The 12547-nt window shown below is 63.1% G+C and carries 16 protein-coding genes; 9 read left to right on the forward strand and 7 right to left on the reverse strand.

From position 1 onward, the window contains the following. From LJE91_14060 to LJE91_14070, 3 genes are all read left to right on the forward strand, one after another. On the forward strand, nucleotides 1–786 hold a 786-nt coding region (locus tag LJE91_14060; GenBank protein MCG6869803.1), incomplete at its 5' end, for a serine protein kinase. Nucleotides 787–854: 68 nt separating this feature from the next. Beyond that, nucleotides 855–2051 carry a DUF444 family protein gene (locus LJE91_14065; GenBank protein MCG6869804.1) on the forward strand — a complete coding sequence of 399 codons (1197 nt, stop codon included), beginning with the start codon at nucleotides 855–857 and terminating at the stop codon, nucleotides 2049–2051. Continuing rightward, the gene (locus LJE91_14070) at nucleotides 2051–3424 is read left to right on the forward strand and encodes a SpoVR family protein (GenBank protein ID MCG6869805.1); all 1374 of its coding nucleotides are present in this window, start codon (nucleotides 2051–2053) and stop codon (nucleotides 3422–3424) included. The genes LJE91_14065 and LJE91_14070 overlap by 1 nt, the downstream gene beginning before the upstream one ends. Nucleotides 3425–3824: 400 nt before the next feature. Here the strand turns inward: LJE91_14070 and LJE91_14075 are convergent, their stop codons facing one another. Then, nucleotides 3825–4676, reverse strand: coding sequence for a zinc ABC transporter substrate-binding protein (locus LJE91_14075; GenBank protein MCG6869806.1), 852 nt, complete (start codon nucleotides 4674–4676; stop codon nucleotides 3825–3827). Between the two features lie 399 nt (nucleotides 4677–5075). Here LJE91_14075 and LJE91_14080 point away from each other — a divergent pair, with 399 nt between their 5' ends. From LJE91_14080 to LJE91_14100, 5 genes are all read left to right on the forward strand, one after another. Beyond that, a complete protein-coding gene (locus LJE91_14080; protein MCG6869807.1) occupies nucleotides 5076–5621 on the forward strand; it encodes an efflux RND transporter periplasmic adaptor subunit in 546 nt (181 codons plus the stop codon). A 37-nt stretch (nucleotides 5622–5658) separates the two neighbouring features. Continuing rightward, nucleotides 5659–5841, forward strand: a complete 183-nt coding sequence (locus LJE91_14085; GenBank protein ID MCG6869808.1) for a hypothetical protein — start codon at nucleotides 5659–5661, stop codon at nucleotides 5839–5841. Nucleotides 5842–5925: 84 nt separating this feature from the next. Next, on the forward strand, nucleotides 5926–6570 hold the full coding sequence (locus LJE91_14090) for an efflux RND transporter permease subunit (protein MCG6869809.1): 645 nt from the start codon (nucleotides 5926–5928) through the stop codon (nucleotides 6568–6570). Continuing rightward, nucleotides 6546–7607, forward strand: a complete 1062-nt coding sequence (locus LJE91_14095) for an efflux RND transporter permease subunit (GenBank protein ID MCG6869810.1) — start codon at nucleotides 6546–6548, stop codon at nucleotides 7605–7607. Before LJE91_14090 ends, LJE91_14095 begins: the two co-directional genes overlap by 25 nt. Before the next feature lie 129 nt (nucleotides 7608–7736). Continuing rightward, nucleotides 7737–7874 carry a hypothetical protein gene (locus LJE91_14100; protein MCG6869811.1) on the forward strand — a complete coding sequence of 46 codons (138 nt, stop codon included), beginning with the start codon at nucleotides 7737–7739 and terminating at the stop codon, nucleotides 7872–7874. Between the two features lie 42 nt (nucleotides 7875–7916). On the opposite strand, the gene LJE91_14105 is transcribed toward LJE91_14100, so the two are convergent. The 3 genes from LJE91_14105 to arsC are packed head-to-tail and all read right to left on the reverse strand — an operon-like array spanning nucleotide 7917 to nucleotide 9240. Beyond that, entirely contained in the window at nucleotides 7917–8258 is a 342-nt protein-coding gene (locus tag LJE91_14105) for a DUF2069 domain-containing protein (protein ID MCG6869812.1), read from the reverse strand. Then, nucleotides 8255–8872, reverse strand: a complete 618-nt coding sequence (wrbA, locus tag LJE91_14110; protein ID MCG6869813.1) for an NAD(P)H:quinone oxidoreductase — start codon at nucleotides 8870–8872, stop codon at nucleotides 8255–8257. The genes LJE91_14105 and wrbA overlap by 4 nt, the downstream gene beginning before the upstream one ends. A gap of 5 nt (nucleotides 8873–8877) precedes the next feature. Continuing rightward, entirely contained in the window at nucleotides 8878–9240 is a 363-nt protein-coding gene (gene arsC, locus LJE91_14115; GenBank protein ID MCG6869814.1) for an arsenate reductase (glutaredoxin), read from the reverse strand. A gap of 198 nt (nucleotides 9241–9438) precedes the next feature. Here arsC and LJE91_14120 point away from each other — a divergent pair, with 198 nt between their 5' ends. Next, the gene (locus LJE91_14120; GenBank protein ID MCG6869815.1) at nucleotides 9439–9723 is read left to right on the forward strand and encodes an acylphosphatase; all 285 of its coding nucleotides are present in this window, start codon (nucleotides 9439–9441) and stop codon (nucleotides 9721–9723) included. 32 nt (nucleotides 9724–9755) lie between these two features. On the opposite strand, the gene LJE91_14125 is transcribed toward LJE91_14120, so the two are convergent. The 3 genes from LJE91_14125 to LJE91_14135 form a co-directional block, all read right to left on the reverse strand. Further along, the gene (locus LJE91_14125) at nucleotides 9756–11483 is read right to left on the reverse strand and encodes a proline--tRNA ligase (protein MCG6869816.1); all 1728 of its coding nucleotides are present in this window, start codon (nucleotides 11481–11483) and stop codon (nucleotides 9756–9758) included. 103 nt (nucleotides 11484–11586) lie between these two features. Further along, on the reverse strand, nucleotides 11587–11931 hold the full coding sequence (locus tag LJE91_14130) for a hypothetical protein (protein MCG6869817.1): 345 nt from the start codon (nucleotides 11929–11931) through the stop codon (nucleotides 11587–11589). Between the two features lie 105 nt (nucleotides 11932–12036). Further along, nucleotides 12037–12480, reverse strand: coding sequence for a DUF4124 domain-containing protein (locus tag LJE91_14135; GenBank protein ID MCG6869818.1), 444 nt, complete (start codon nucleotides 12478–12480; stop codon nucleotides 12037–12039). Nucleotides 12481–12547: the final 67 nt, after the last annotated feature.

Genomic DNA, 12547 nt, shown 5'->3' on the forward strand with positions numbered 1-12547 from the left:
GATCGCTCGAAGAAGGTCAGGCTCTATGCCGGCGAGGACGTCGAGGGCTACTCCGAGAGCGAGGTCGAGCGCATTCGCACCGAGTCGCCGGAGGAGGGGATGACGGGGGTCAGTCCGCGTTTCGTCATCAATGCGATCTCCAACGCCATCACACGCAGCGAGGCCCGCAGCCTGACGAGCATGGAGGTGCTGCTGGCCCTGAAGGACACCATCGATTCGGACGCCCGTATGGAGACGCGGCAGAAGCAGCAGTGGATCGACCTGTTGGTCGCGGCGCGCAAGGATTTCTATAACCGCTGGGTCAAGGAGGACGTTCACAAGGCATTGTTCGCCTCCTTCGAGGAAGAGGCCCAGGAACTGCTCGACAAGTATCTCGACGAGGTGGAGGCCATACTCGACCAGCGCGAGGTGGAGGACCCGATCACCGGGGAGACCCGACCGCCCGACGAACGGTTTCTGCGCTCGGTGGAGGAGAAGATCCGGATCTCGGATTCCGGCAAGCATTCCTTCCGCCAGGAGGTCGTGCGCAAGGCGATGGTCGCGTTCAAGGCGGGCGAGAAGTTCACGCTCGACAGCCATTCGCGTTTGCACGAGGCCATCGAGCAGTATCTGTTCGAGGAGCGACGCGACGTACTGCGTCTGGTCGGGTCGGCGGCGCGCCCGGACGATGAGGCGCAACAGAAGATCTCGGCCGTTCAGGAACGTCTGGTGTTGGAGTACGGGTACGACGCGCACAGCGCCAGGGAGGCCCTGAACTACGTCACCACGCTTCTGTCGCAGGAGTAAGCATGCGAGCGCCCCATTCGATCGGGGCAGGCCCGGGTGGGCGCCTCGCCTGGAACTGGTAGTTCGAAATGACCGATACCACCAACACGACTCACCGGCCTTCGAGCCGCTGGTACGACCTTTTCTCCCGAGGGGCGCGTGACTGGCTGCGTCACAACGAGAAGGTCCGCACCGCCGTACGCGAACAGTTGCCGGAGCTGATCTCCCGGGTCGACATCGGCGGCGGTGACGGTAACCGCAGGCTCGGTGTCCCCGTGCGTTTCCTGGAACACTACCGATTCCGGCTGCTGGCGGGGGAGTCGACCGCGGGGACCGGGCAGGGCAAGGTCGGTGCGGGGGACGTACTCCGACCGGCCGACGCGGGCGGAGATGGGGATGCCGGCAAGGGGCGCGGCGGCAGCGGTGAGGGCGGGCTCGAGTTCGTCCTGGAACTCAAGGTCGACGACATCGTCGACTGGCTCTGGGAAGAGATGGAACTGCCCAATCTGAGGCCCCGGGAGGGCAACCTGGCCGATGAGCAACTCGAGCGTGAAGGCTGGGACCGTCGGGGGGCGCGTTCGCGCCTGGATCGGAGGCGGTCCTTGAAAGAGGCGCTGAAGCGCAGGGCGGTGCAGCCCCGGGGGGCGCCCTTTTCCAATGAGGACCTGCGCTTCCGTCAGCTCACGCGACGCCGTCGCCCGGTGACGCGGGCCGTCGTGTTCTTCGCCCTGGACGTGTCCTCCAGCATGTCGGAGCGGGATCGCCGGCTCGCCAAGACCTTCTTTTTCTGGGTGACTCAGGGTCTGCGCAGGCAGTACGCCCAGGTCGAGGTGGTGTTCGTGGCCCACACCGTGCAAGCCTGGGAATTCAGCGAGGCGGAGTTCTTCCAGGTCCGTGGTTCGGGCGGCACCGTGGCATCGACCGCGTTTCGCAAGGTGCTCGACATCGTGACCGAGCGCTACGATCCATCACGCTACAACGTCTATCTGTTCTACGCCTCGGACGGAGAGAATTTCGCCCATGATCGCGGCCCCGCCGCTGGCGCGCTCGAGGCGCTGGCGGCCGTGGCAAGCTTCATGGGGTACGTCGAGACGATGGCCGGCGGCCGCGCCATGCAGACAGAAACGGCGAACCTGTTTCGTGCCCTGGCGTCACGAGGGGCGAGCGCTGCGTCCTACCCGCTCTCGGCGGACCGGGATATCTGGAACGCCATCCGGAAATTCTTCCGCCGCGAGAGCGAATCGGCCGAAGCCGAGATCGGGGTGAATCAGGGAATGCGCCGGTGATGGAGAGGACGCTCGAACATTACCTGCCGAAGATCGAGGCCCTCGCTCGCGAGAGTGGTCTGGTGTATTTCCCGGTCGACTACGAGCAGGTCCCGGACAGCTTCATGATGGAGGTGGCGGTCTACGGCCTGCCGGTGAGGATGCCGCACTGGTCGTTCGGTGTGCGGTATATCTACCAGTTCGTGCAGCACCGCATGGGGCATTCCCGCCTGTTCGAGGTCGTGTTTCCCGGAGATCCGGGCCGCGCCTATCTGTCCCGCAACAACAGCGTGGCTGAGAACGTGCTGGTTGCCGCGCATGTACTGGGTCATGCGGATTTCTCTCGCAACAACCTGCTCTTCGAGGCGGCACAGCGATCCGTCGGGTACCACATCGTAGAGCAGGCGGCCGTCCATGCCCGCGAGATCTCCCGGGCGATCGAGCGCCACGGCATCGATCGGGTCGAAGCGGTGCTGGATGCGGCACTGTCACTGGAGCAGTACATCGCGGTGGATCGCGATCTGACACGGCAGCCCTATCCGGAATACGTCGAGGAGAAGACGGAACCGGCCTCCTCGCCTTTCCGGTCTCGATACGATCGCCTGCCGGGCGGCGGGAGATCCCGGGGTGGTGTTGCCGAGCCGAAGCGTTCACCGATCCCGCCGCATCCGGAACACGATCTGCTCTGGTTCGTGGCCAACTACGCCCCGGAGATGGAGCCCTGGGAGAGGGATGTCTTCCTCGCCGTGAGGGAGGAGTCGTTCTATTTCTATCCCGTTTTCGCGTGCCAGATCATGAACGAGGGCTGGGCCAGCTACTGGCACGCGCGTCTGTTGCGCGAGGCGGATTTCCTGCCCCAGCAGATGTATCTGGAGGCGGTGAAGGCGCATTCTGACGTGGTCAGGCCGTACGCGGCCGGTCAGGAGGTCTCGCTGAAGATCAATCCCTATCACCTGGGATTCTTTATCTGGGAGGATATCGTCGAGAGCGGCGGCTTGGAGGCGGCGCGCAAGGTGATGCGCGAGAACGACGACTTCGGTTTCATTCGTAACCACCTGGAAGAGTCGCTCGCACGGAAACTCGATCTGTTCACCTGGGAGGCGAGGCGCAGCGGAGAGGTCAGGGCAAAGGCGTTCGATATCGACGCGATACGGGAGTTCGTCCTGTCGGGGAAGTTCAATTTTGGCGCACCCAGGGTACATGTCGCCGAAATGCGAGCGGACGGGACGCTCGTATTGGTGCACGAGCACGCGACCGACGGCCGCGGGCTGGACCGGCAGAGCGCCGAGAAGGTCATGGACTATCTGCTCCGGGTCTGGCGCCGGACGGTGGAACTGCGTACGGTGGACGCGAAGGGCGGTCCGTCAAGGATCGTCAGGCAGCCTAAGGGTTAAACCCGCCGATTTCCTCTTTCGGCGGGGCTGCGGGGAGCCCTGGGCGGACAGGCAACCGTATTGCCTGGTTTCGGCGATACGGTTGTTGTATTTAATTTGTTGTTTTTAAGTGGTTAAGTGCTCTAGGCATCCGGATCGCATTTGTGTTGCACTGACCTTGCATAGAGCGCAAGGACTGTGACCAAAGCGGCGATGGATACGGCTATTGCGGAGAGCGTGAAGCTGTCGAGTGCCATTTTTCAGTCCTCTGTGTTACGTCTCAGACATAATTAGTATATAAGAAAAAACTAATATATGATACCCGTTCGTCGGGAAATGTGATCCGCTTGCCTGTATGGCCCGAGTCGGGAAGTCGAGTCTCGGACGCCGAGGATGGCACCGCGACGCGTCGGTCGTGGCGCTAGCGCTGCGGCGGCGCGATGCCGGCCGCGGCGATCCGTCGCGCGACCTCGCGCAGATTCTCCATGTAGTCCGGGGAAAGTGGATCCAGGACCTCGACATGCCCGCCAATGGCGCGGGCGACCTGTTCAGCCAGCCGGCGGTCGAACTGTGGCTGGATGAAGACAACAGTGATGCCGTCGCGCTTCGCCTCGTCGATCAGCGCAATCAGCGCCCTGGCGCTGGGCTCCTTTGCGTCCTTCTCGATGGCGATCTGGGTGAGTCCGTACCGTTCGGCAAAGTGCCCCCAGGCGGGGTGATAGACCATGAATCGGGAGGTTGGCAGGTCGGAGAGCGTTTTGCGTAGCTCCACGTCCAGCGCACCGAGTTCCGCGTTCAATGCCGCATAACCGGCCTCGAACGCCGTCGCGTTACCGGGCGCGAGTGAGATCAGCGTGTCCCGTATGTTTCTCGCCATGTGACCGGCGAGCGGTGGACTGGTCCAGACATGCGGATCGTGCCCGTCATGTTTCCCGTGCCTATCGCTTATCTGAACCTCGAGTCCCTCGCGTGCATCGAGGACTTCCATGTCAGGATTCGCCGAGCGGAATCTCGTCAGCCAGGCGTTTTCGAACGGGACACCGGTACGAACGTAGAGATCAGCGCCTGCGAGGTTCTTGACTTGTTTCGGCGTCGGCTCGTAGGTCGCCGGACTGAAGCCGGGCTGCACCATGGATTGAACCTGGACCCGCGGCCCTCCCACACGTTCAACGAGATACTCCAGCGGCGGCACGCTCACCACGACCCGGATAGGTTCCGCGGCGCTGAGGGCCGGGGTGGCCAGTGCCAGCGACAAGACGAATCTCCACAACATTCACCCATACCTCGGCGCCAATCGAGAATCCTGCCCCCGGCCGCGTTCGGCGGGTCGATGCAGGGCAACCCCAGCGGGGGAAAGCCGGCCCAACGAGCCCGGTTCCGGGACTGGGCCGTTTTCGTTGGACATGCCGAACGACCGGTGAAGGGGCCCGTCCCGACGGCACTCGGTGCCGTCGCGGCAGTATAACCTTGCCCGCCATCCTGGGAGCGGTGGTATTGGCTGTCCAGTGGTGGAAATCGAGGTCTACGGCCGATTGGTTTTCTGGTAAAACGCTTCCCTTGTTCTCTTGGTTTGAGAAATTCGGATCGATCGATGATCAAGTGTTCCCATCTCAACAGGGGGCCCGGCGACGGGCGTCGGCATCGGCTGCCGGTTCTCGTCCAGGCAATCTTGATGTGCGTGTTAGCGGTCAACGGTCAGGCGATCGCGGCGGCAGACGTCCGTTCCTCCACCGGAATCGTCGTTCCCGAAAGGCGCGTGACGCTGGCGGCGAAGATCGTGGGCCGGATTGCCGCGGTAAACGTCGAGGAGGGAGAGGCGGTGAGGGCCGGGGAACTGCTCATCGCGATCGACGATGCGGAACTCGCAGCGGACCTTGCCTCGGCGAGGGCGGCCCTGGATCAGGAAAACGTCAGTCTGGCGTATAAGGCCGGGCTGGACAGGCGTTACCAGACGTTGCTCAGGAAGAAATCGGTCTCGGCCGACCAGGCCGACGAGGCTGCGTTCAATCATGCCGCGGCGAAGGCACGGGTGGACCGGGCGAGGGCGCTGATTGAGAAGGCCGAAGCGATACTGCGCGAATCGAGGATCGAGGCACCGTTCGACGGGGTGATCGTCGCGCGTCACGCTGAGATCGGTCAGGTCACCGCGCCAGGGGAGGCACTCCTGGTTCTGGAAGACCAGAATACCCTCCGGTTTCGTACCGCTGTCAAAGAGTAAGGACATCCCGCATGTCTCTGTTGGGCAGCGGATCGTCGTGACCATCGGGGCGCTGGGTGACCTCGAGTTACCGGCGAAGATAGACCGCCTGATTCCATCGGCCGACACGGACACCCACGAATTCGTGATCGAGGCGGTGTTGCCCGTGCACGACCACCTTCATCCCGGCATGTTTGGCAGGGCTCGGTTCGATGGCGATCCCGCATCACCTCCCCGGTAGTCCCGCGTGTCCTCCCGGGCGTTCGGAACGCACGGCCGTCGCGGGCGGCGACGAGGCCCGACGTATCCGGTTTCTGAAGACGCCATGAAATCCCTGATCCGGTTCTTCGCCGACAGGCTCACGCTCTCCAACGTACTGACCTTCCTCATCGTCTTTCTCGGTCTGAGTTCCCTCAGCGTCATCCAGCGCGACAATTTCCCGAGTGTGGACTTCCTCGAGATGACGGTGACCACGCGCTATCCCGGCGCGTCTCCCGAAGATGTGGAGCTCAACGTGACCAACAGGATCGAGGAGGAGCTGAAGGAGGTCGACGGACTGGACAAGTACACCTCGTTTTCCATGGAGAACATCTCCATCGTTCACATCTGGATCGACCGCGACGCCGAGGAGCGATACCGGATTCCGGTACGCGACGTCGTCGCTGCCATCCGCAACCGCAACATCCGGGCCACGGGTGGTTCCTTCGAGTCCTACACCAGCGAGAAGAACATCGTCACGCTGTCGGAATTCAGCGACCCAATGGATGCCGGGGAGGCGATCGTCAAGCTCACTGAGGGCGGGGCCACGGTCAGGGTGCAGGACCTCGCCGCCGTGAGGGATGGGTTCGAGCCGGCGAAGATCCTGTCGCGGATGAACGGAAAGCCGGCCATTTCGTTTCTGGTTTTCAAGAAGGAGTCCGCTGACGGCGCTATCGCGAGGAGGGCATGCCGCCGATCGATGCCGCGGTAGAGGGTACCTGGTCGGTGTTCCAGCCCGTGCTGACCACGATCCTGACAACGGTCCTGGCCTTCATGCCGATGTTCTTCATGTCCGGGACCTTGGGGGACTTTGTCTACGTCATTCCGCTGGTCGTGGTGCTCGCACTCACCATCTCGTGGTTCGACGTCACGTTCCTGATGCCCGCGCACCTGATCGCCGGCGCCGGTCAGATAGTCGGGGTGACCGAAGGGAGACGCGAGCACTGGTTCGAGGGAATCCGGGAGACATACCGGGGGTTTCTAAACGCTGTCCTCAGAATGCGCTATCTCGTGGTGGCGATCTTCGTCGCGCTGCTCGTGATCGCGTTCTGGTATGCCGGGCGATACATGGATTTCGTTCTGTTTCCCACGCAGTCCGCCGACGAATTCTATATGCTCGTCGAACTGCCCAGTGGTTCATCGCTGGAACACACCAAGGAGAAACTGGCGGAGGTCGAGGCGCTCGTGCAGGCGCTGCCCGCCGGGGAACTGGACTCCATGGCGAGCCTGTTCGTTGCGTTCGTCGCCGCCGCGGTCGGCATCTACCTGATCCTGCTGTTGTTGTTCGACTCGATGGTCCAGCCGCTATTGGTCATGTTCGCCATTCCTTTCGGTCTGGTGGGCGTCATCTTCGCCTTCGCCGTGCATGTTCAGCCGCTGGGCTTCCTGGCCATGCTCGGCGTGGTCGGGTTGACCGGGATCGTTGTGAACGATTCCCTGATTTTGGTGAATCTGCTCAACCGGTTGCGGCGCCAGCACCCGGAGAACTCGCTGCCGTCCCAGATCGTCGAGGCGGCGTCGAGCCGTCTACGCCCGATACTCCTGACCTCGTTCACGACCGTCGCGGGCTTGCTGCCGATGGCATACGGGCTGGGCGGGTCGGATCCGTTCTCCGCCCCCATGGCGTTGGCGATGGGGTACGGCATCCTGTTTGCCACACCACTGACGCTGCTGCTACCCTGCCCGCTGGTCCTGCAGGACGACCTGAGTGAGCGCATCGTCCGGCAGTGGGCTGCACTGCGCTGGTGAGCGCCGCTGGACTATTACCCTTGATTTATACGGTCGAGAAGCGGATTCTCAAATACCTGCGCGTTCGACCATTCCGGCGACGGCAGGTGTTGACGCGCCTCGGACTGTAGGGCCCGGGGGTCATGAGGAATGAGAGACATCGATAAGCTGTCAGTGAAGGACAATCTCATCGAGATCGACGGGATCGACGCCTTCGTGGACACGCCGGTGCTCGATATCAAGCCATGGCGTCCGGCGGTCGGATCGGGACGTGCCAGAGACCGGTGAATCCTGAGCCCGTCCGATCCAAAAGGTCGCCCCGATGTGCACTCAGTGGCGCGACAGCCTGACGAATGCGACGCAGGCGGTGAACAGCGACAGACTGGAGAGGATGACCGCGACCCCGAACGCGCGCTCGTCGGGAACCGCCGCGCTGGCAGCGCCCAGCAGGAAATAGAACAGGGCAAGGAAGATTGTCCACTGGTGAGTATAGACACGGGCGTACAGGAGGCCGCGCAGTGGCAGCAGCAACGGTAGTGCGAGCAAGATGAGAACCAGCGCTGTCGGTAGCTTTCCGGGTGGTGAGAGCCAGGCGTACCAGGCGAGGATCATCGAGAGCAGGGCGAAGTAGGCGCTCAGCGCCGCCCATCGAGCGATCGATCGTGCGTTCACGATTCGCTCGAGTTCCTTCTTGCGAAATCCAGGTCGCGGGCCGTTTCCGCCAGCCGACGTCCGAGCGCGAGACACAACGTCTTCTCGTCATCGGTGAGTGGGTGATCGCTTCTCATCCCGGCGTGGTGGCTCGGTCCGTACGGTGTGCCGCCGCTAGCCGTTTCCAGCAGCGCCGCCTCGGTATAGGGAAGTCCCACGATCAGCATGCCGTGGTGCAGCAGTGGCAGCATCATCGAGAGCAGTGTGGATTCCTGACCGCCATGGAGGCTGGAGGTCGAGGTGAACATTCCGGCGGGTTTGCCGGACAGTTTGCCGGACAGCCACAGGGCGCTGGTCTGGTCAAGGAAATACTTCAGCGGGGCCGCCATATTACCAAATCGCGTCGGGCTTCCCAGGGCGATCCCCGCGCATGAAATCAGGTCTTCCAGCGTCGCGTAGGGAGGGCCTTGCCGAGGGATCTCGTCTTCAGTTGCCTCGCAAACCGCCGACACTGGCGGGACCGTGCGCAGTCTCGCCTCCATCCCCGGGATCTCCGCGACACCTCGGGCGACCCGGCGCGCCATCTCGGCGGTCGCACCGTAGCGGCTGTAGTAGAGAACCAGGATCTCGCCCATATCGTTTACACGATCTCCAGGACACGCTCCGGCGGCCTACCCAGTGCCGCCTGTTTGCCTCGAATGACGATCGGCCGCTCGATCAGGATCGGGTTTTGGACCATGGCTTCGATCAGGTCCTCCTCGGAGAGGCTCATGTCCGCCAGGTTCATTTCCTTGTAACGTTTCTCCTTGGTCCGCATCAGTTCGCGCGGCCGCAAGCCCAGCATCCGCAGGACCTCGCGCAGCGTCTCCGCGTCCGGCGGTGTCTTCAGGTATTCGACGATCTCCGGTTCGATCCCGCTCTCCTTCAGCAGATTCAGGGCCTGCCGCGACTTCGAGCAACGGGGATTGTGGTACATGGTGACGCTGGGGCGGGACTCATTCATCGGTTGCCGTTCTCCTTCAGGCATCGGGCGGCTTGACGGTCGTGACGCGGCAACGCTATGTTGCCGGGCCAGCAGCGCGTCACTGTGCAGCGACCTGTCCCGGCCGCTGGCACCCGCGCGGAATTATAGCAACGAACGCTTGTACGGAAGAATCCGGATGGGTTTCCGAATCCTTGTCCTGTTCAGCGAGTCCGGTTGATGGGTGGGACCACGCAGCCGGTCTGTGTGCGGTGCCGGGTCACGGGGCGGGTCCAGGGCGTATTCTTTCGGGCGTCGACCGTAGATAAGGCGCGCAAGCTGGGTTTGTCGGGTTATGCCAGGAACCTAGCGGACGGCAGCGTGGAGGTATATGCCAGGGGTGGGGCGGGCGCCGTCGAGGCGCTGAAGACCTGGTTGTGGGAAGGTCCGCGGTACGCGCGGGTCGACGCCGTGGTGTGCATGTCCGCCGAACCCGAGGGTCATCGCGGATTCGACATTCGCTGAGTCCCGTGCCAGGCTCCAGGTCCGACTGGGCCTCACATCGGCTCCGATCGGTTCGCCACGAGTTCCGACCTCAGGAACGGCAGCAGTTCCTCCAGTGGGATATCTCGTGGCTTCTCGTCCCGGCGCCCCTTGTATTCCGCTGTGTCTGAATCGAGTCCCCGTTCCCCCAGCACGACACGGTGCGGGATTCCGATCAGTTCGAGGTCGGCGAACATGACGCCCGGGCGGATGTCGCGATCGTCGAACAGGGTATCGATACCGGCTGCGAGCAAATCCTCGTACAGGGACTCGGCCTTCTGGCGGGTTGGTTGCGAGCGGCCCATGTTGATCGGCGCCAGGGCGACCTGGAAAGGTGCGACGGGCGTGGGCCAGACGATGCCGCGATCGTCGTGGTTCTGCTCGATCGCCGCGGCGACGATGCGCGTGACGCCGATGCCGTAGCAACCCATGATCATCTCGACGGCGCGTCCGCTCTCGTCCAGGGCAGTGGCATTCATGGCCTGGCTGTATTTCGAGCCGAGCTGGAAGATGTGTCCGACCTCGATGCCGCGGACGATGGACAGGGTTCCCCGTCCGTCCGGGCTCGGATCGCCGTCGACGACGTTGCGCAGATCGACGCTGTCGATATCGGGCAGATCGCGTCCCCAGTTGACGCCGGTCAGGTGCGCGCCATCCCGGTTGGCGCCGCAGACGAAATCCGCGAGTTGGGCCGCGGCATGGTCGACGAAGATCGGAATCTCCAGTCCGACCGGACCGATGGATCCGGGGCGGCACCCGCAGGCGGCCAGTACGGCGGTTTCGTCGGCGAGTTCGAGTGGCGCGGCAACGCCATCGAGTCTTTCGGCCTTGACGCGATTGAGTTCGTGATCTCCGCGAAGCACCAGGGCGACGAGCCTGTCCCCCTCTCCCCGAACGACGAGCGTCTTGACGCAACGCGATCCGGGGATCCCCAGAAACTCGCTGACCTCGGATATCGTGTGGGCACCGGGTGTGTCGACTTCCCGCAGCTCCTCGTCTGGTGCCGTACGATCACCCGCCGGTGGCGTGGCCGCGGCGAGTTCGACGTTGGCCGCATAACCGCCTTCAGAAGAGAAGGCGATGGCATCCTCGCCGGAATCGGCCAGGACATGGAATTCATGCGACGTGTTGCCACCGATCGCACCGGTGTCGGCCTGTACCGCCCGATACTCCAGACCGAGCCGGTCGAAGATGCAGCTATAGGTCGCGTACATCGCCTCGTAGGTCTCGGCGAGGGACGCCTGGTCCATATGAAAGGAATAGGCGTCCTTCATGATGAATTCGCGGGCACGCATCACACCGAATCGTGGCCGCACCTCGTCACGGAACTTCGTCTGGATCTGGTAGAAGTTGACGGGCAACTGCTTGTAGCTGCGGATCTCGCGCCGGGCCAGGTCGGTGATGACCTCCTCGTGCGTGGGACCATAGCAGAAATCACGGCCGTGACGGTCGTGCAAACGCAGCAGCTCGGGACCGTACATCTCCCAGCGCCTGGATTCCCGCCAAAGCTCGGAGGGCTGGACAGATGGCATCAGGATCTCGATGGCACCACTTCGGTTCATCTCCTCACGGATAATGTTCTCGACCTTGCGCAACACCCGTAGGCCGAGCGGAAGCCAGGTGTAGAGGCCGGAGGCCAGCTTGCGGATCATGCCGGCTCGCAGCATCAGCTTGTGACTGACGATCTCGGCGTCGGCCGGTATTTCCTTCACAGTGTAGAGAGGGAAAGTGGACGTTCGCATGGGTGTTAACGGTTTCCGTGTCGCGTCGCCTGCGGACGGGTGATCGTTCGGGCCTCCGTGTCGCGGACGGAACCCGTGTGTCGGGTCGCGGCCTCCGGCGATCTCAGAAGGTACGGCCGTCGTAGCCCCACATCCTGCGAGGGGCGTCCACGAATTCGATGTAGATCCGTGTCCGGGGGACATTGAGACGCTGCTCGATCAACTCGCACAGGGCCGCCGACAACCCGGCGGTCGCCTCCTCGGGCAGCCCGATGCTGGCCAGCCGCAGCAGTGCCAGCGGTTCCGCGTTCCCGGCAAAGATCATGTTCGGGTTGTGAGAGGTGCGGACCATCACATAGCGTTCGGATTTTCCCAGTTGCTCCGAGGTCAGGCGCGAGGCCGCTTCGAGGAGCCCCGGGATGGCCTTCTCGTCGATCTGATGGTTGGTCTCTATGCTCAACAGGGGCATGGTTCGGATCTCGTCTCTGAGTTGGGTACGATCAGCGTGGTGGAGTCACCTGTCGCGGAACCGGACCGCGCCGTGGTGAACGCGAACGACGGGACGGCCGCTGGATCAGTCGCAATACCTGGCGACGTTCTCCTCGGCCGCGCGGATGAGTTCCTGTCGCTCTTCCTCGGGCAGGGTCCTGTATTCGTCGCCTTCCTTGAACTTGACCCGGCCGCGGCTGGTGAGCTGGGTCAGCGATTGCCGGGAGCGCTCGCAATTCTGTTGCCGGGTTTCCGCTTCGTGCTGTTCGCGCGCCGCGCTCGCGTCCGATTCCATCCTTTCCAGGCGGCGATCCTGGAAAGCCCCCATCTCTTGCTGCAGCTGGGGATCCGGTTGTCCCGCGGTTGGCGGCGGCTTTTCCGGTGTGATTTCCACCGATTCGGTATCGGGGGGCGGGGTCTGGGTGTAGTGAATCTGGCCTGATGCGTCCCGCCACTTGTACATCGTCGCCGAGACCGCCAGGGGAGTCAGCAGGCATGCCAAGGCAAAAAATGTAGCGATCCGGTTCAATTCGAGTCCCGCATGATGGAGCAAGTGTCGCGAAACTATACAAGAATCCCGGGCCCGATACATCGAT

This window comes from Gammaproteobacteria bacterium (assembly GCA_022340215.1).
In the GTDB taxonomy this organism is placed as follows: Bacteria; Pseudomonadota; Gammaproteobacteria; order JAJDOJ01; family JAJDOJ01; genus JAJDOJ01.

What these genes read in the sequence shown, in the direction of transcription:
- arsC (MCG6869814.1), bottom strand. Translation starts at nt 9,240, where the DNA reads ATGAATGAGTCCCGCCCCAGCGTCACCATGTACCACAATCCCCGTTGC.
- LJE91_14075 (MCG6869806.1), bottom strand. Translation starts at nt 4,676, where the DNA reads ATGTTGTGGAGATTCGTCTTGTCGCTGGCACTGGCCACCCCGGCCCTC.
- LJE91_14125 (MCG6869816.1), bottom strand. Translation starts at nt 11,483, where the DNA reads ATGCGAACGTCCACTTTCCCTCTCTACACTGTGAAGGAAATACCGGCC.
- LJE91_14065 (MCG6869804.1), top strand. Translation starts at nt 855, where the DNA reads ATGACCGATACCACCAACACGACTCACCGGCCTTCGAGCCGCTGGTAC.
- LJE91_14070 (MCG6869805.1), top strand. Translation starts at nt 2,051, where the DNA reads ATGGAGAGGACGCTCGAACATTACCTGCCGAAGATCGAGGCCCTCGCT.
- LJE91_14090 (MCG6869809.1), top strand. Translation starts at nt 5,926, where the DNA reads ATGAAATCCCTGATCCGGTTCTTCGCCGACAGGCTCACGCTCTCCAAC.
- LJE91_14100 (MCG6869811.1), top strand. Translation starts at nt 7,737, where the DNA reads ATGAGAGACATCGATAAGCTGTCAGTGAAGGACAATCTCATCGAGATC.
- wrbA (MCG6869813.1), bottom strand. Translation starts at nt 8,872, where the DNA reads ATGGGCGAGATCCTGGTTCTCTACTACAGCCGCTACGGTGCGACCGCC.
- LJE91_14080 (MCG6869807.1), top strand. Translation starts at nt 5,076, where the DNA reads ATGTGCGTGTTAGCGGTCAACGGTCAGGCGATCGCGGCGGCAGACGTC.
- LJE91_14095 (MCG6869810.1), top strand. Translation starts at nt 6,546, where the DNA reads ATGCCGCCGATCGATGCCGCGGTAGAGGGTACCTGGTCGGTGTTCCAG.
- LJE91_14130 (MCG6869817.1), bottom strand. Translation starts at nt 11,931, where the DNA reads ATGCCCCTGTTGAGCATAGAGACCAACCATCAGATCGACGAGAAGGCC.
- LJE91_14120 (MCG6869815.1), top strand. Translation starts at nt 9,439, where the DNA reads ATGGGTGGGACCACGCAGCCGGTCTGTGTGCGGTGCCGGGTCACGGGG.